This is a genomic window from Faecalibacterium gallinarum (assembly GCF_022180365.1).
GTDB classification, from domain to species: Bacteria; Bacillota; Clostridia; order Oscillospirales; family Ruminococcaceae; genus Faecalibacterium; species Faecalibacterium gallinarum.
On record NZ_BQKV01000027.1, the window covers coordinates 126,997 to 144,128 of the forward strand.

Consider the following 17,132-nt stretch of genomic DNA (forward strand, 5'->3'; position numbering starts at 1 on the left):
GCTCATTCCCGGTGGCTGCGGCGGTAGAACAGGGTGCCGGAGCCCCGGTCGGAGAAGGTTTCCAGAAGAATCGAATGGGGGACCCGGCCGTCGATGATGACCGCCTCGTGAACGCCCTGGTAGATGGCGTCGGCCATGCCGCCGATCTTGGGGATCATGCCGCCAGCGATGACGCCCGCGGCCTTGTAGCCCTCGATCTCGCTGACCTCCACCTCGGGGATGAGGGTGCTCTCGTCGTCCTTGTCTCGGAGCAGGCCGGCGATATCGGTCATGGAGACCAGCTTCTCAGCCTTGAGGGCAATGGCGATCTTTGCGGCGGCGGTGTCGGCGTTGACGTTATAGGCCCGGCCCAGATCGTCCATGCCCACGGTGGCGATGACGGGGATATACCCGCCATCCAGCAGGCTGGAAATCAGGGTGGTGTCCACCCGGGTGATCTCACCCACATGGCCCAGCTGAGCGTCCAGCTCGCTGCACCGGAGCATCTGGCCGTCCATGCCGCACAGGCCCACGCCCCGGCCCCGGAGCTTGGCCACCAGGTCCTTGTTGACCTTACCGGCCAGGACCTGCTGGACGATCTCCATGGTGGCGTCGTCGGTGACCCGCAGGCCGCCCACAAAATGGCTCTCGACCCCCACTTTCTTGAGCATCTCATTGATGGCGGGGCCGCCGCCGTGGACCAGCACCACCCGAACGCCCAGCAGGGTCAGGGTGACGAGGTCGTTCATGACGGCGTTTTTCAGCGTCTCATTGATCATGGCGTTGCCGCCGTATTTGATGACCATGGTTTTGCCGTGGTATTTCTGGATGTAGGGGGTCGCCTCCGAGAAAAGGAGGGCCATTTGTTCATTTTTCATAGGATTCCTTCTCACATTTACAGGTGGTGAACAGTCGGTTAAAGGGAGACGATTTGCCGCTTTTTGAAAAAAGCGGCGCAAAAATTTTTCAATGATCAGGTCCGGTAATCCCCGTTGATCTTGACATAGTCGTAGGTCAGGTCACAGCCCCAGGCTTTGGCGCTGGCCTCGCCCAGGCCCATGTCCACCTTAACGAGGATATCGTGCTCGGCCAGAACCTTGGCGGCCTCCTCCTCGCTGTAAGGATGATAGGCGGCGTTCTCGCAGACGTAGACCTCGCCCGCCGCGCTGGACAGCCAGACACAGACCTTGTCGATGGAGAAATCACCGGGGGTGTAGCCGATGGCGCAGAGAATCCGGCCCCAGTTGGCATCCCGGCCAAAGACCGCCGCCTTGAACAGGTTGGAGCAGACCACGCTGCGGGAGACGGCCCGGGCGGTTTTCAGGTCGGGCGCACCGGTGACCTCACAGGTGATCAGGTGGGTGGCGCCCTCGCCGTCACCCGCGTGGGCGGCGCACATCTTCTCGGCGATGGCGGTCAGGGCCGCCACAAAAGCGTCGTAGTCCGGCCCCTCAGCCTCAATCACCGGGTTGCCCGCAAGGCCGGAGGCCAGGATCAGCAGGGTGTCGTTGGTGGAGGTGTCCAGGTCCACGCTCATCTGATTGTAGGTGCCGGGCACCACCTGCCGCAGGGCCTTCTGGAGCATGGCCGGGCTCACCGCCGCATCGGTGGTATAGAAAGCCAGCATGGTGGCCATGTTGGGGGCGATCATGCCGCTGCCCTTGCCGATGGCGCCCAGGGTGCAGGTCTTGCCCCCCAGCTGGAACTGGACGGCGTACTCCTTCTGGTGGGTGTCGGTGGTCATGATGGCGGTGGCTGCGTCCCAGCTGCCCGCCGGGGTGGCGGCCAGCTTTTCGGCCGCCGCCGGGATGCCCGCCGCAAAGGGGTCGATCACCATGGGCTGACCAATAACGCCGGTGGAGGCGGGGAGGACGTCCTCGGGGGAGACGCCCAGCGCCTGGCCCACCAGCTGGCAGCACTCTTCTGCCAGAGCCACGCCGTTGGCGGCGCAGGTGTTGGCATTGCCGCTGTTGACCAGAATGGCCTGGGCATAGCCGTCGGTCAGGTGGGCCCGGTCCACTTTAATAGGGGCGCCGCAGACCTTGTTGGTGGTGAACACACCCGCCGCCGCGCACCGCACGTCGGCTTTGATCAGGGCCAGGTCGAGTTTGCTGTGATTCTTGCGGATGCCGCAGTGGACGCCGGCTGCCGCAAAGCCTTTGGGCGCGCAGATGCCGCCCGCGATAAAGTTATATTCCATCTTGCATCCTTCTTTTGTTGGTTTATTCCAGGCCCGCAGTTTCCTCGAGGCCCAGCAGAATATTCATGCACTGGACCGCCGCTCCCGAGGAGCCTTTGCCCAGGTTGTCGAAAAGGGAGATCAGCAGCATCTGGGTGCCGTCCGGGCTGGCGGTGCAGTAGAGCTCCATCCGGTCGGTACCCTGCAATTCGTTGCCCGAGATCATCCCGTCGGCAGGCACTTCGCCCAGGGGGTGGACGGTGATCTGGCCCTCCCCGGCGTAATAGGCCGCCAGGCCTTCGGCGATCTGGGCGGGGGTCACCCCGTTCAAAAGCTCCATCCGCAGGGGGACAGTGACCTCCATGCCGGAGTAGTAGTCATCCACAATGGGGCAGAAGATGGGGGGCGCGGTCAGGCCGCTGACCACCTGCATCTCGGGCAGGTGTTTGTGGTGGAGGTTGAGGCCATAGGCCCGGGGGGCGTCGTAGGTGCGGGGCCGGTCTTCGGCCTCATATTCCCCGATCATCTTCTTGCCGCCGCCGGAATAGCCGGTCAGGCTGTGGCAGGTGAAAGGGTAGTCCGCCGGGACCAGCCCCAGCTCCACCAGGGGCCGGGCCAGGCTGATAAATCCAGAGGCGTGGCAGCCCGGCACCGCCACCCGGTTGGCGGTTTTGATCTTTTCCCGCTGGCCCCGCAGCTCGGGGAATCCGTAGACCCAGCCCGGCGCGGTGCGGAAAGCGGTGGAGGTGTCGAGGATCTTAACCTTCTCGTCCACCAGGGGAATCACCTCCCGGGAAGCCGCATCCGGCAGGCAGAGGAAAGCGAGGTCGGCCGAGTTGATGACCTTGGCCCGCTCGTTGACGTCCTTGCGGCCCTCGGCCGAGATGCTCAGCAGCTCGATCTCGGGGCGGGCGGCCAGCCGGTCGGCGATCCGCAGGCCGGTGGTGCCGGAAGAGCCGTCAATAAAAACTTTAATGCTCATCCCTGTGCCTCCTCCCAATCGGCCAGCTTTGCCTCGGCCAGCTCGATCTGGCTGCAGACGCTGGCGGCGGTGGGGCCGCCGTAGCTGGTGCGGCCCTCGCAGCAGTTGACCAGGTCAATGGCCTGGAAAATGTCCTCCTCGAAGAGGTCGCTGTAACCCTTCAGCTGGTCGAGGGTCAGCTCTTCCAGGACCTTGTCCTTGGCGATGCAGTCCGACACCATGCAGCCGGTGAGCTTGTAGGCATCCCGGAAGGGCATCCCCTTCTTGGTCAGGTAGTCGGCGCAGTCGGTGGCGTTGATGAACCCTTTGGCGGCGGCCCGGCGCATGTTGGCGGGCAGGGTGCGCATGGTGTCCAGCATGGGGGTGATGGTCTTGAGGCAGAGCTCCAGGGTATCCACCGCGTCGAAGATGGCCTCTTTGTCCTCCTGCATATCCTTGTTGTAGGCCAGGGGGATGCCCTTCATCATGACCAGAAGGGTGTTCAGGTCGCCGTAGACCCGGCCGGTCTTGCCCCGGATCAGCTCGGTGACGTCGGGGTTTTTCTTCTGGGGCATGATGGAGGAGCCGGTGGTGAAGGCGTCGTCCAGCTCGATGAACTTGAACTCCCAGCTGCACCAGAGGATGATCTCCTCCGACAGGCGGGACAGATGCATCATGCAGGTGGCGATGGCCGCGGCCAGCTCGATGCAGAAATCACGGTCGGACACGCCGTCCAGACTGTTGGGGCAGGGGGCGGCGAAGCCCAGTTTTTCGGCGGTGAACTGCCGGTCCAGGGGGTAGGTGGTGCCGGCCAGAGCGCCCGAGCCCAGGGGGCACTGGGCGTCCATCCGGCGGGTGGCGTCGGCGAACCGCTCCAGATCCCGCAGCAGCATCCAGACATAGGCCATCAGGGCGTGGCCAAAGGTGATGGGCTGGGCCCGCTGCAAATGGGTGTAGCCGGGCATCACCGAGGCGGTGTTTTCACCGGCCTTCTTGCACAGCACCCGGACCAGATCGGCGATCAATCCTTGCAGGGTGTGGCTGTAATCCCGCAGGGTCAGCCGGATATCCAGGGCCACCTGGTCGTTGCGGCTGCGGCCGGTGTGGAGACGCTTGCCCGCGTCCCCGATCCGGGCGGTAAGGGTCTGTTCCACAAAGGTGTGGACGTCCTCGGCGGCGGGGTCGATCTCCAGGGCGCCGCTGGCCAGATCGTCGGCGATGGAAGCCAGTCCGCTCAGAATCGCCTCGCAGTCCTGCTCCGAGATAATGCCCTGACGGGCCAGCATGGCGGCGTGGACACCGCTGCCCTTCATGTCCTGGGCAATCATCCGCTGGTCGAACCGGATGGAGGAGTTAAAATCGTTTACACGGGAGTCAACCGCCTTGGAAAAGCGGCCTTTCCAGAGTTGTTCTGCCATGAGGAGAATCCTTTCTCTTGGTTGGATGGTAAAGGACGGGCTGCCGCTTTTTCGAGAAAAAGCGGCGCAAAAAGCGTTTCAGACCAAACCCGCATCCCGCGGTTTCAAACCATCAAAACGCTCACCTGCCGGGGGGCGACAGGAGCCGCCCCGGGAGAAACGAGCCTTCGAATCAGAAGATGGTACGGGAGCCGCTGTCAGCGGTCCTCTTTGATTGAAAAAACGGCAAAGCCGCCGCAGGAGGGTGTTCCTGCGGCGGTGCCGCCGGCAGCCGTGCCGGTGGGGTATCAAAATCTCTGCGCGAAAAGTGTAAGAAAACGGCAGAGCGGGGATAACGGTCTTACTTCACTTCCGGCCAGTTCTTGGACAGCTTCGCCCGCTCCTTGATGGACAGGCCGAACAGGTTGATGAAGCCGGCGGAATCTGCCTGGTTGTAGTCCTCGTCCTCACCGAAGGAAGCAGTCTGCTCGTCGTACAGGGTGTAGGGAGAGGTGACGCCTGCGTTGATCATGTTGCCCTTGTAGAGCTTGAGCTTGACGTCGCCGGTGACGGTCTTCTCCAGGCTGTTGGCGAAGGCGTCCAGAGCCTCCCGCAGGGGGGTGAACCACTGGCCGTTGTAGACGATGTCGGCGTACTTCTGAGCCAGCTGGGCCTTGAAGTGGGCGCTCTCCTTGTCCAGGGTGATGGTCTCCAGCACGTTGATGGCCTTGTACAGGATGGCGCCGCCCGGGGTCTCGTAGACGCCGCGGCTCTTCATGCCAACCAGCCGGTTCTCAACGATGTCCAAAAGGCCGATGCCGTTCTCGCCGCCGACCTTGTTCAGGTACTCCACCAGCTCCACAGCGCCCATCTCCTGGCCGTTGACGGCGGTGGGGATGCCCTGCTCGAAGTGGATGGTCACATAGGTCGGGGTGTCGGGAGCCTGCTCGGGGCTGACGCCCAGCTCCAGGAAACCGGGCTTCGAATACTGGGGCTCGTTGGCGGGGTTCTCCAGGTCCATGCCCTCGTGGCTCAGGTGCCAGAGGTTCTTGTCCTTGGAGTAGTTGGTCTCACGGCTGATCTTCAAGGGGATGTTGTGAGCCTCGGCGTAGTCGATCTCCTCATCCCGGCTTTTGATGTCCCACTCACGCCAGGGAGCGATGATGGCCATGTCGGGGCAGAAGGCTTTCAGGGTCAGCTCGAAACGGACCTGGTCGTTGCCCTTGCCGGTGCAGCCGTGGCAGATGGCGTCGGCGCCCTCAGCGATGGCGATATCAGCCAGAGCCTTGGCGATGCAGGGACGTGCAAAGGAGGTGCCCAGCAGGTAATCCTCGTACTTGGCGCCGAACTTCAGGGTGGGGAAGATGTAGTTCTCCACGAAATCCTTCTTCAGGTCCAGCACGTACAGCTTGGAAGCACCGGTCTTCTTGGCCTTCTCTTCCAGGCCGTCCAGCTCGGTGCCCTGGCCCACGTCGCCCGAAACGGCGATGACCTCACAGTTGTTGTAGTTCTCCTTCAGCCAGGGAATGATGATGGAGGTGTCCAGGCCGCCCGAATAGGCCAGCACAACTTTTTTGATATTTTCCTTTTTCATAACCAATCGCTCCTTTGCGTTTTTTGAATGGGTGTCTTACACTTTTTCCTGCGCCGGGCATCCCTCCCGGCGCTGCGTTTTCTCTTTGCTCGTCTATGGTCTTTATTATACGCCGCGCCCTTTTTGCGTCAATGCAGAAAACCCACAAACCTTTCCCGCTTTTGGGCCCGGTTTTGGGCGTTTTGCATTTTTATGCAATAATATTAGAATAAGCTCAAGTTATATTCATTTTGGTTCAAACATTCTTCTTTGCAATATACAAAAGCCCCGGGAAGCGCTCTCCCGGGGCTTTTGGGCCTGTTTTGAATATTACAGATTGTATTTTTTGAGTAGATTTTCAAGCTCCTCGCCGCAGAGAGGGGCTTTTACCGGCTCGGGCGCGCCCTGGCCCTCCCGGAGGGAGAGCCCCCAAGTGGAGAGCCCCTGCCATTTGCCGAACTTGTAGCCGGTCCGCGCCTGGCGGCCCTGGCAGACAAAGCCGAACTTCTGGTGGAACCGCTCGCTGGCGGGGTTGGGGTCGGCCAGCAGGGCGTAGACGTTCCAGTAGCCTTGCAGCCGCAGCAGTTCAATCAGGGCCCCGTAGAGCTTTTCCGCCACCCCCATGCCCCGGGCCTCCGGCGCACAGTAGATGGTGCTCTCCACGTCCCAGCGGAAGGCCTCCCGCTCGTGCCAAGGGTGGGCGCAGGCGTAGCCCAGCAGCTTGCCCGCCCCGTCCCGGGCCAAAAGCAGGGGGGCACATTCCAGGGTCCGGTCCACCCAGGCCTCGTATTCCTCCAGGGTGGAGGGGGTGATCTGAAAAGTGGCGGTGTGGTTCAGCACATACCAGTTATAGATTTCCAGGATGTCCGCTGCATCGGCCCGGGTGGCCACCGAGAGCCGGGGGCGGTTTGTCTCAGCCCAGGCAGAGCAGAGAGCCTCTTTCTCGGCCTTGGTCAGCTTTTTGAGGGCAGCCTCCCGCCGGAGGGCGGCGCTTTTGTCGGGGCAGGGCTCCAGATAGGCCAGCCCCACCGCCCCCATGGCCCGGGTAGCCTTGGCCCCCTTGCCGCTTTTGTGGGCGTGGAGCCGGGCGGCGGGGTCGTTGGTCCAGCCAGTGTAGAGCTGGCCCCCGGCGCAGCGGACCATATAGACGTAGGCCGGGGCGGGGGAATGTTGGGTTTCGGCCATGGTCAGATTCTCCCGTTGTTTTTCAGCACCAGGCGGCAGGCCGCAATGGCGGTCTCCTTATCCTTGGCGGTGATCAGGAACCGGCTGGCGTGGCAGAAGCTGATCCCCTCCAGGCCGCTCTTCTGGGCGATGACCTCGGGGCTCTGGCCCGCCCAGGACTGGGGGAAGGGCAGCTTCGACTTTTTGGTCTTGGGATCGGTGACGCACTGGGCGCTCCAGCCCCCCCGCTGGCTGGGGTAGACCACAAAGAGGGAGTCGGTCTTGTACAGGCCGTTCTTCCAGGGCAGGTAGCAGGGCAGGACCACGATGCCGTCCCGAGAGGCCTCGTAGGCCTGGCGGACCCGGTCGTCGGCCCGGTTCACCCCGTTGGCGCTGGCGATCTGTTTTTCCAGGATCTGCTTGGCCACCGCCACCGCCTGGGCAAAGCAGGCGTCGGGGTCGTCCTTGGAGTCCCACACCGGGTTGAAAAAGCCGATGGCGTCGCAGAGGCTGTTCTGCTCGCCGGTGTTGTCGTTCAGGTCCAGGGGCTGGACGAAATTCTCGTCCACCAGCCGGGCCTGGCGCTCTCCCACCAGGCCGGGGCCCAGCATCCGCCACAAAAGGCCGAAGGCCGCATAGGGCACCCCGTTGGGTCGGGTCTGGCGGGGCTCGTCGTGGTGGTCGAACATCCCGCCCCCAATGTCGTATACAATCCCGTCAAAGTCCTCCGGCACCGCAAAGCCCCGGGTGACTTTGAAATCGGGGCGCACAATCTGCAAAAGGGCCGTGGCAAACACATCGTCGGCGTGGAACTTGCCCGCGTGGGTGAAACCATTGGCAGGAATTTTCATAGGGAATACCTCTCTGTCTCTAAAATAGGGGAAGGCCCGTCAGCAAAAAAGCCCCCGCAAAAGGGGCTTTTTCGGGCCGGAAGGCCAAACCGGGCTCAGTCGGTGACGGCCAGAACGTCGGCGTAGAAGCGGTCCATCTCCTCCTTGGTGGAGAAGTTGGCCACATACATCTGGTTGCCCATGGCGTCGGCCAGGGCATCGGGGATCCGCTCCACCATCATCATGTTGTCCTGGTACTTCTGCATGATCTGCTCGTGGCTGTACACAAAGCTCTTGCCGTCCCGGCGGCCGGCGTAGGCGCAGTAGTAGTGCTCGCCCACCGGCATATCGGTGCCGCCAAAGGCGATCATGTCGGCCCAGATCTTGTAGACGTTGGTGGACCGGGCAAAGTTGATCATATCCGGGGTGAAGCCGCCGCAGGGCCGCATGTTGACCTCCAGGGCCACGATTTTGCCCTTTTCGCCCATGCTGGCCTGGTCCTCGGTCATCCGGAAGAACTCAAAGTGGACAAACCGGCTCTTGACCCCGAAGCTCTTGACGGTAGCCCGGCCGGCGGCCCGGGTGTCCTCGGGCAGGTCCTTGACGATGTAATAGATGGAGTTATCCCGGTCGTTGACGATATCCATGATGGACATGGGGGTGACGTTGCCCGCCTCAAAGATGGGGTTGCCGTTGGCGTCGATGATGGCGTCGTAGCTGTTGACCTCGGCGTGGACAAACTCCTCCATGATATAGGGCACGTCGGGATGGCAGGAACCGCGGATGTTCAAAAACCGCTGCAGTTCCTGGTCGTTGGACAGCTTGTGGGTGTCGGAGGCGCCCACGCCGTTGTCCGGCTTGACGACGACCGGGTAGCCCACCTCGTCGATGAACTTGCGGCAGCCCTCGAAATCGTCCACCAGATGGTACCGGGCGGTGGTGATGCCCGCCTTCTGGTAGTATTCCTTCATCTTGCTCTTGTACTTGATCCGGGGGATATCGCTGGTCTGGAAGCCCGAGGTGATGTGGAAGTCGGTGCGCAGGGCGGCGTCCCGCTCCAGCCAGTACTCGTTGTTGGACTCCAGCCAGTCGATCCGGCCATATTTGAAGATAAAGAAGGCCACCGCCCGGTAGACCTCGTCGTAGTTTTCCAGGCTGTCCACCTTGTAGTATTCGTTCAGGCTCTCCTTCAGCTCGGGCAGCAGCTCGTCGTAGGGCTGGTCGCCGATGCCCAGAACGTTCATGCCGTTGTTTTTCAGCTCATAGCAGAACTGCCAGTAGTTGGTGGGGAAATTCGGGGAGATAAAAATAAAGTTTTTCATAATACACAATCCCTCTCTATTCTAGTTGGATCGCCGGGCCGGGCCCGGCGTCTGTCCGGTTTCGGGGCAGTCCCTTTCCCGCAGGACTGCGCCGCCCTCAGCCCAGAAGCCAGGGCATAAAGTAGACCACCTGTTTATACCACCAGTCCCAATCGTGGGCCACGTCGCTACCCCAGAGATCCACCCAGACGGGAATACCCTTCTGCTCAAAGATCTCTTTCAGCCGCTCGGTGGTGGCGGGCTGTTCCCAGGGGCCCCGGCCGCAGCAGATCACCGCCTTTTTGGTGCGGTAGAGCTGCATATAGGGGTGGTCGGCGGGCAGGTTCGGCAGATAGTGGACCGGCGAGTTCTGGTAGACCACCTCGTCCATATAGCTGCCGAAGCCATACTCGGCGGTATAGATGCCGCTGAGGGCCAGGCACCCGTCGAAGAGGTCGGGCCGCCGCAGATAGAGGTTGACGGCGTGGGTGGCGCCCAGGCTGCACCCGAAGGGGATCACCCCGGGGGTCCCGCCCCAGCCGTTCCGATCCTGGGCCAGGGCCTGGTACTGGGGCACCAGCTCCTGGGTGATATACTGGATCCACTGTTCGTACCGGCGAATCCGCCAATAGGGGTCGCCATTGGTGTCCGACCAGCTCTCTTTATCCATGGTGTCGATGGACAGGACCATCACCTGGCCCGACTCGATCCAGGGGGCCAGGGTGTCGGTCATATGAAAGTTCTCGAAATCAAAAAACCGGCCGTCCTGGCAGGGGATAAAGAGCATGGGCCGGCCGGCGTGGCCGTAGAGCTTGCACTCCATCTCCCGGCCCAGGGCCGGGCTGTACTCCTTGAAATACTGCATTTCCATGGGTCATTCCTCCTCCGATGGGCCCGGCCCCCTCCGGGCGGGCGAATATCACAGATCGAGATCGTAGAGCAGGGTCTCGAACATAAAAGGCAGCTGACGCTCCCAGCTGGCTTCGCTGTGGGTGCCGCCGGAGACAATCCGCTGGGTCAGCGCCACACCCCGGGCCGTGATCTGGGCCCCAAACTCGGCGAAGGCCCGGCGCATCCCCCGGTGGTTGGACATCTCACAGGCGCCGTAGTCCATATACAGCACCATGTCGGCGGGGTCTTTGGCCCGGCGGACCAGGGCAGTGAGCTTTTCGGGGGCCACCCAGATGGAGGGCGACAGGGCCGCCGCCCGGGAGAACACCTCGCTGTACTGAAACAGGGCATAGAGGCTCATCAATCCGCCCATGGAGCTGCCCGCAATAAAGGTGTGGGCCCGGTCGGGCAGGGTGCGGCCGTTCTGGTCGATGAAGGGCTTGAACTCGTTGATAAACCAGTCCAGGGTGGACCGGCCCCGCCCCTCGAAATGGCCGTATTTTTTATCGTCAAACCGATAGGGAGAATATTCGATCAGGCGCTCGTTGTTGGCGCCGGTGTTGCACTGGAGAGCGGCCACAATGATGGGCAGGCGGTGCTCGTCCAGGAATTTTTCCAGCCCCCAGCTCTTGCCGTAGGTGGCGTCCTCGTCCCAGAAGACATTCTGCCCGTCGAACATATACAGCACCGGGAACCGGCGCTCCGGCTCCTCCTCATACATAGCGGGCAGATAGACGTATGCATTGCGCTTTTCCCAGCCGTTGACGGCGGGGTAATCCACGCTCCATTTTTCAACCATTCCGCGTTTCCCTTCTCCTGCAAAAATCTCTCCCGAACCCCGGGCCCAGGACACCAGTAGTGTATCACGGCGGCGGGGGGATTGCAATTCCAGGGCGGGATTTTCGGGCCGCAGAAGGAGGGCGCTCCTTTTCCACTTTACTTAAGAGAAGCGTGCAGAACCGGCAAAGCGCCGCACAGAAAGCACTCGGCCCTCTGCGCGGCGCTCTCAGAGATCGATTCTGCCGGAGCGGAAATCCATCAATCCACGGATCAATAGACCTTTTCCACCGGGACGATCCAGCCCTTGGTGTCGGGCAGGCGGCCCCACTGCATACCGGTCATGGTATCGTAGAGCTTCTGGGTGACAGGGCCGATCTTGCCGTCGCCGATGTAGGCGTGCTCGCCCTTCCAGACCAGCTCCTTGACGGGGGAGACCACGGCGGCGGTGCCGGTGCCGAAGACTTCCTCCAGCTTGCCCTCCCGGGCGGCCTTCATGATGTCGGCGATGGCGATCTTGCCCTCAACCACCTCATAGCCCCAGTCGCGCAGCAGCTCGATGCAGCTGCGGCGGGTGACGCCGGGCAGGACGGTGCCCACGGTGGCGGCGGTGTAGATCTTGCCGTCGATCTTGAACATGATGTTCATGCTGCCGACTTCCTCGACGTATTTCTTCTCCACGCCGTCCAGCCAGAGCACCTGGGCGTAGCCCTGCTCCTCGGCCAGCTCGCCGGCCTTGATGGAAGCCGCATAGTTGCCGCCGCACTTGGTAAATCCGGTCAGGCCGGGGGCGGCGCGGATATACTCATCCTCAACATAGATCCGCACCGGGTTGATGCCCTCGGCGTAGTATGCGCCGGAGGGAGAGCAGATGATGCAGAAGATATATTCCTTGGAGGCGTGGACGCCCAGGCCCACGTCGGTGGCGAACACAAAGGGCCGGATATACAGGGAGGCGCCGTCGGTGTGGGGCACCCAGTCCCGCTCCACATCCACCAGGGCCTTGACGGCCTGGATGTAATCCTCCACCGGGATCTTGGGGATGCAGAGCCGGTCGGCGGAATCCTGCATCCGCTGGGCGTTGCACTCGGGGCGGAACAGCTGGATGGTGTCGTCGGCGGTGCGGTAGGCCTTCATGCCCTCAAAAATCTCCTGGGCGTAGTGGAACACCACGCAGGCGGGGTCCAGCGCAAAGGGGCCGTAGGGGACAATGCGGGGGTCGTGCCAGCCCTTGCCCTCGGTGTAATCCATCACGAACATATGGTCGGTGAACTTTTTGCCAAAGCCCAGTTTCGTCTCGTCCTCCGGCTTCGCCTTGGGGGCGGTGGTGCGGGTCAGTTTAATATCCAACATGATTTTCCCTCTTTTCCGGTTATGGGGCAGCCCTTGGCCGGCCGCCGTTACTTTTCTAATTATAGTATCCGATGAAAATTTTACAAGAGGGGCGGCAATTTTTTTCATCTTACCCCGGCGCAAGTTGTAGGATATTGGGTTTGAACGGGGTTTTCAGAGTTTTGGGGGCCGGAACGACCCCAGTTCCCGGTGGATTTTCCCCCGCTGGCCCAGCAGCCCCTTGGCCAGCCGGTGCAGCCAGCAGAAGGGCAGCAGCACCGGGCACCGGCGCAAAAGGGGATAGGCACGCTCCAGCTGCCACAGGGGCGGAAAGACCCGCCGCCCAATAAAGGCCAGCTTTGACCCGCCGCTCTGGGCTTTGATCAGGGCCTGGCTGGAGCCATAGGTCCCGTAAAGGCAGGGGTAACAGATGTTCCACTGAACTTCCTCCGCCCCGGGGGGCACCGGCTGGGGGGCCTCCGGGCCGAACCAGCTCTCCGCCAGCTGCTCCACCGCCCCGGCCAGCCAGGCCAGATGCAGCCGCTTAAACCCCTGGCGGAGAACCCCCTCATCCAGTTGTGATCCCCAGACCGAACGGAACAGAGCTACATCCAAAACCGCCCGGATGGTGCAGTCCTGCGCGCCGTAATGGAGGAACATATGGGTCAGCATATGGAGATAAAAGGCGTTGGGCCTCAGGATATACGCTCCCGGCACCCCTTCGGCGGGCTGGGCCTCGGACCAGAGGTTAGAGAAAAAGTCCAGCTGCCGGTCCCTGCGGTGAACCAGCCGGGTGTGGAGCTCCACATGAAGATAGGGGGGCTTGTCGTAGCTCTGGTGGTGATCGTTTTTGTCCTCGATGGCCCGAAATCCGAGACTCGCCAGAATCCCGGCCGCAGCGGGCAGATTTTTCTCCCCCACAAACAAATCCAGATCGCACATCTGCCGCCAGTCCGGCCGGGGATAAACCCGCCGCAGAACCGAGCCCTTGAGGAGGATCACCGGGATGCCGGCCCGGTTCAGCGCTTCCAGAACCCGGGCACCCTCGGCCTGCTGGGTCAGGGTCTGGACCTGGTTCTGCGTGCACAGTTCCTCCCAGCGCCGGGCAACCTCCGGCGCCTGCCGCCGGACCAGTTCTCTGGCCGCCCCAAAGGCCATATTTTCCACCCGATGGGCCCGGGCAACATGGCAGACCCGCTCCCAGCTCAGCCCCTGGGGCAGAGGGGGCGGGCACTCTTTGCGCAGCGCCGCCCGGAGCAGCGCCAACAGATAGTCCACCCCCGGCTCCAGCAGGGGCAGTTCAACGGGATGTTTCTTCATACAATTTCGCCTCTTTCACCCGCACGACGCGGTTGCAGATGGAAAGCGCCTGGGGGTTGTGGGTTACCGCCAGCACCGTGCGGTCCCGCAGGGCGCGGATGTTCTCCAGCACCCGGCGCTCGGTGGCCTCGTCCAGGGCGCTGGTGGCCTCGTCCAGCAGAAGGATCGGCGCCCCATAGTACAGGGCCCGGGCGATGGCCAGCCGCTGGAGCTGGCCCTCCGACACGCCGACGCCCCCCTCGCCGATTCGGGCCTCGTACCCGCCGGGCAGGCTCCGGATGAATTCCCCGGCGCAGGCCGCCTCGCAGGCATGCCGGATCCGGGCCTGTTCCTCGGGGGTAAAGTAGGTTTTGTCGTACCGGAAAGCCACCACCTGCTGGATGGTCCCCGCAATGATGCTGTGGCCCTGGGGCACATAGGCAAACAGGTTCCGGGTGGCAGGGGAGAGAGATTCCCGGACGCCCTGGGCGTCCCGCACCGTTACGCTGCCCGCCCGGAAAGAGTAGAGCGCCAAAAGCAGCTTGAGCAGGGTGCTCTTGCCCGCGCCGGAACCGCCCACAAACCCGATGCAGTCCCCCTTGTGAATTTCCAGGGAAACATCTTCCAGCACCGGCACCCCATCGTAATCAAAGGATAGGCCCTGAATTTCGATGGCCTCCATGGCGGGAGGCGGGGCATCGGGGCGCAGGGGCTCTTTGGGCAGAGCGTCCAGCTCCATCAGCCGCTCGGCCGAAGCCTGGAGCGCAAACCAGGAGGAAAAAAGGGTGGTCAGATTCCCAAAAGGATTCTGGATCTGCCCCACCAGCTGGAGGGCCGCCACCAGGGTGCCGTAAGACACCCGGCCTTTCAGCACGCCGGCGCCAAACCAGAGCAGGCACCCCAGATACCCCAGATCGCTCAGCACCGCATAGCCGGTGTGCATCAGGTTGGAGAAATTATTCTGCCGATAAACCGCTTGTTTCAGCCCTTCGACTTGGTGTTTCCAGGCGGCCGCGGCACTGTCGTGGGCCAGGAAGGTCTGGATCATCAGGGTGTAGTTCAAAGTATCCTGCTGCACCGCCTGGACCTCGTCGTATTTTTGGCGCATCGCCCGCTGAAGTTTTTTCATGGGGCGGCGCAGCACCGCCACCGCCGCCCCCAGCAGAACCAGCGCCGCCAGGTAGACCATCAAAAAAGAGGGCTCCCACCAATAGAGCACCAGGGCCGCGCCTCCCATCCGGACCAGAAGCGCCAGCAGCCCGGGGGCAATGTTCACCAGTCCATTGGCCACCAGGGAAACGTCGCTGTTCAGCCGGCTGTTCAGCTCGCCTCCCGAATGCTGGCTCAGGGAGGAATACTGGGTACGGAGCAGACCCTCGTACAGGCAGCCCTTGAGGTTGGTTTCCAGCCGGAACACCACCCGCTGGTTGATGTGGAACAGCCCGCTCATCAGCCCGTCCTGGAGAAAAAGCAGCCCCCCGTACAGCACGAACCCCCACAAAAACGCCCGGCCCTGGCCCTCGGTGGCGGCGTCCACCACCCGTTTGAAGACCAGCGGGAACAGCACCCCATTGAGCGCCAGCCACATCCGGGCCAGCGCAATGGCAAACACCCCATATTTGGTCCGGCCCGCCCGGGCCCAGATCCAGCTCAGGATCTGCCCCAACGGCACCTGACTGGAATGATCCCTTTTTTTCAATGCAGTATCCTCCGCCTCAGCGCAGCGGCCCGCCCCCGGGCAGCCGCCCATCCAAAACCATACATACAGCCGGCCGCCCCGGCTCATGCCCAAAGAAAAAGAGGGCGGCCGGTGCTCCGGCTGCCCTCCTGCTTTTGTTCGCAGAGTCATACGGCCATACACCCGGCTGTTTTCGCCAAATGCCCTCTCTGTGCCGGACCATCGGTCCCCCGCAGCCGGTCGATCCTGCGAATAAACACATTCGGTTAGACACCTGGGCTTTCCGTCCCTGTCTTTCGACAAGTTTGGCAAACTGCCGGGGCAAAGCCCCGAAATCGTTGATTTTAACAGTTCATAAGTATCATAAATTTCACTTTCTGTCAAGAGAATCGAGGTACGGTGCACAACTTTACACCGTCTGCAAAAAATGATATAATTAGCAGTATAAAATTCCTTGCTGCATAGTTCTTTTTGGATTAAATATATACATATCTTTTTTATTGCAGCGTCTTTTTCTGTCTGCGATCGCCATTCGAGGCCCCGGCCCGCCAAAAAGGAGGTTATTTTGTGCCCGCTGCGCACCCCGACGCCCCTCTGAATCTGCCCGCCATCCTAATTGCCAATGGCCTGGGCATCTGCCTGCTGCTGGTGCTGCTGTTCAGCAAACGCCACCCGGCCCGGCCCAGAACTCTGGACGGCAGGCTCTTTTATGGAATGTGCTGGCTGAACCTGGCCCTCTGTGTGGTGGAGACCCTCTCCTTTATGCTGGACGGCACCCTGTTTTGGGGGGCGCGGGCCCTGGCCATCCTGGCCAACTGTCTGCTCTTTTTTCTCAACGCGGTGTTCTCCTTTGCGTGGGTCTGCTATGTGGACTACAAACTTTGCGGCAGTACAGCCCGGCTCCGGCGGATGATCCCCCGGCTGGCAGCGCCGGCGGCGATCCTTTGTCTGCTGGCCTTTGCCAACCTGTTTTTCCCCGTCTTTTTCGAGATCAGCCCCGAGAATATTTATACCCGGCGGCCTCTGGTCCTGATCAACTACCTCGTCACCTATTTTTATCTGACCTGCGGGGCGGTCCTGGTCTGGCGGCAACAAAAAAAGCTGCAAAAATACCTGTTCATGCCGGTGCTGCTCTTTTTGCTGCCCATCTATCTGGGCAGCCTGCTCCAGCTGTTCCACTACGGCATCGCCCTGATCTGGGTATCGGTGGCCCTGGGGCTCACCTCCCTGTACATCAATTTACAGAACGAGGAAGCTTACCTGGACGCCCTGACCGGCCTGTACAACCGCAACTACCTGATCCGCTATCTGAACTATCTTTCGGAGCGGAGCCGCAAAGCCGGGCCCATCCAGGGCATCCTTCTGGACATCAACCAGTTCAAGCAGATCAACGACACATACAGCCACGCCGAGGGTGACCGGGTACTCTGCCTGGTGGGGCAGATTCTCCGCCGCTGCGTCTCCCCCAAGACGGTGGTGGCCCGGTACGGCGGGGACGAGTTTGTGATCCTGCTGGAAAATACCCCGCCCAGCGAGGCCCAGCGGGTGCGGGAGCGGCTGGCCCAGGAGCTGGCCCGCTGCAACGCCGAATCCCGCGCGCCGTATCGGCTCTCCCTCTCTCTGGGGACAGCGGCCTTCACCTCAGAGGATCTGGACGGTTTTCTGCGGGCAATGGACGACGGGATGTATGCGGAAAAGAGAGCCTTTTATCAAAAACAACAGGCCGCCTGTCCGCCTGACTAACCTCCCGATCCCCCTGTGTGCAGCAGCG

At 62.0% G+C, this 17,132-nt stretch carries 14 protein-coding genes and 1 riboswitch; of the genes, 1 reads left to right on the forward strand and 13 read right to left on the reverse strand.

Features of this window, described 5'->3' with window-relative positions:
* Positions 1–2 precede the first annotated feature (2 nt).
* From argB to JCM17207_RS04585, 13 genes are all read right to left on the reverse strand, one after another.
* Positions 3–857 carry an acetylglutamate kinase gene (argB, locus tag JCM17207_RS04525; RefSeq protein WP_238316473.1) on the reverse strand — a complete coding sequence of 285 codons (855 nt, stop codon included), beginning with the start codon at positions 855–857 and terminating at the stop codon, positions 3–5.
* A gap of 95 nt (positions 858–952) precedes the next feature.
* Positions 953–2,179, reverse strand: coding sequence for a bifunctional glutamate N-acetyltransferase/amino-acid acetyltransferase ArgJ (gene argJ / locus JCM17207_RS04530; RefSeq protein WP_238316474.1), 1,227 nt, complete (start codon positions 2,177–2,179; stop codon positions 953–955).
* Between the two features lie 22 nt (positions 2,180–2,201).
* Positions 2,202–3,140 carry an N-acetyl-gamma-glutamyl-phosphate reductase gene (argC, locus tag JCM17207_RS04535; protein WP_238316475.1) on the reverse strand — a complete coding sequence of 313 codons (939 nt, stop codon included), beginning with the start codon at positions 3,138–3,140 and terminating at the stop codon, positions 2,202–2,204.
* Positions 3,137–4,537, reverse strand: coding sequence for an argininosuccinate lyase (gene argH / locus JCM17207_RS04540; RefSeq protein ID WP_238316476.1), 1,401 nt, complete (start codon positions 4,535–4,537; stop codon positions 3,137–3,139). The genes argC and argH overlap by 4 nt, the downstream gene beginning before the upstream one ends.
* Positions 4,538–4,877: 340 nt before the next feature.
* Positions 4,878–6,110, reverse strand: a complete 1,233-nt coding sequence (locus JCM17207_RS04545) for an argininosuccinate synthase (RefSeq protein WP_238316477.1) — start codon at positions 6,108–6,110, stop codon at positions 4,878–4,880.
* Between the two features lie 309 nt (positions 6,111–6,419).
* A complete protein-coding gene (locus JCM17207_RS04550) occupies positions 6,420–7,274 on the reverse strand; it encodes a GNAT family N-acetyltransferase (RefSeq protein WP_238316478.1) in 855 nt (284 codons plus the stop codon).
* A gap of 2 nt (positions 7,275–7,276) precedes the next feature.
* Positions 7,277–8,104 carry an MYG1 family protein gene (locus tag JCM17207_RS04555; RefSeq protein ID WP_238316479.1) on the reverse strand — a complete coding sequence of 276 codons (828 nt, stop codon included), beginning with the start codon at positions 8,102–8,104 and terminating at the stop codon, positions 7,277–7,279.
* A gap of 95 nt (positions 8,105–8,199) precedes the next feature.
* Positions 8,200–9,405 (reverse strand): ATP-grasp domain-containing protein, encoded by a 1,206-nt coding sequence (locus JCM17207_RS04560; RefSeq protein WP_238316480.1) that lies wholly within the window; start codon positions 9,403–9,405, stop codon positions 8,200–8,202.
* A 97-nt stretch (positions 9,406–9,502) separates the two neighbouring features.
* Complete coding sequence (locus tag JCM17207_RS04565; protein WP_238316481.1) at positions 9,503–10,255, reverse strand: esterase family protein; 753 nt, start codon at positions 10,253–10,255, stop codon at positions 9,503–9,505.
* A gap of 48 nt (positions 10,256–10,303) precedes the next feature.
* The gene (locus JCM17207_RS04570) at positions 10,304–11,074 is read right to left on the reverse strand and encodes an alpha/beta hydrolase (RefSeq protein ID WP_238316482.1); all 771 of its coding nucleotides are present in this window, start codon (positions 11,072–11,074) and stop codon (positions 10,304–10,306) included.
* Between the two features lie 251 nt (positions 11,075–11,325).
* Positions 11,326–12,405 (reverse strand): branched-chain amino acid aminotransferase, encoded by a 1,080-nt coding sequence (locus JCM17207_RS04575; protein WP_238316483.1) that lies wholly within the window; start codon positions 12,403–12,405, stop codon positions 11,326–11,328.
* A 153-nt stretch (positions 12,406–12,558) separates the two neighbouring features.
* A complete protein-coding gene (locus JCM17207_RS04580) occupies positions 12,559–13,704 on the reverse strand; it encodes a nucleotidyltransferase domain-containing protein (RefSeq protein WP_238316484.1) in 1,146 nt (381 codons plus the stop codon).
* Positions 13,685–15,532 carry an ABC transporter ATP-binding protein gene (locus JCM17207_RS04585; protein WP_238316485.1) on the reverse strand — a complete coding sequence of 616 codons (1,848 nt, stop codon included), beginning with the start codon at positions 15,530–15,532 and terminating at the stop codon, positions 13,685–13,687. Before JCM17207_RS04585 ends, JCM17207_RS04580 begins: the two co-directional genes overlap by 20 nt.
* A 57-nt stretch (positions 15,533–15,589) precedes the next feature.
* Positions 15,590–15,681: riboswitch (cyclic di-GMP riboswitch) on the reverse strand.
* 247 nt (positions 15,682–15,928) lie between these two features.
* Here JCM17207_RS04585 and JCM17207_RS04590 point away from each other — a divergent pair.
* Positions 15,929–17,104, forward strand: coding sequence for a GGDEF domain-containing protein (locus tag JCM17207_RS04590; RefSeq protein WP_238316486.1), 1,176 nt, complete (start codon positions 15,929–15,931; stop codon positions 17,102–17,104).
* The last annotated feature ends 28 nt before the right edge of the window (positions 17,105–17,132 follow it).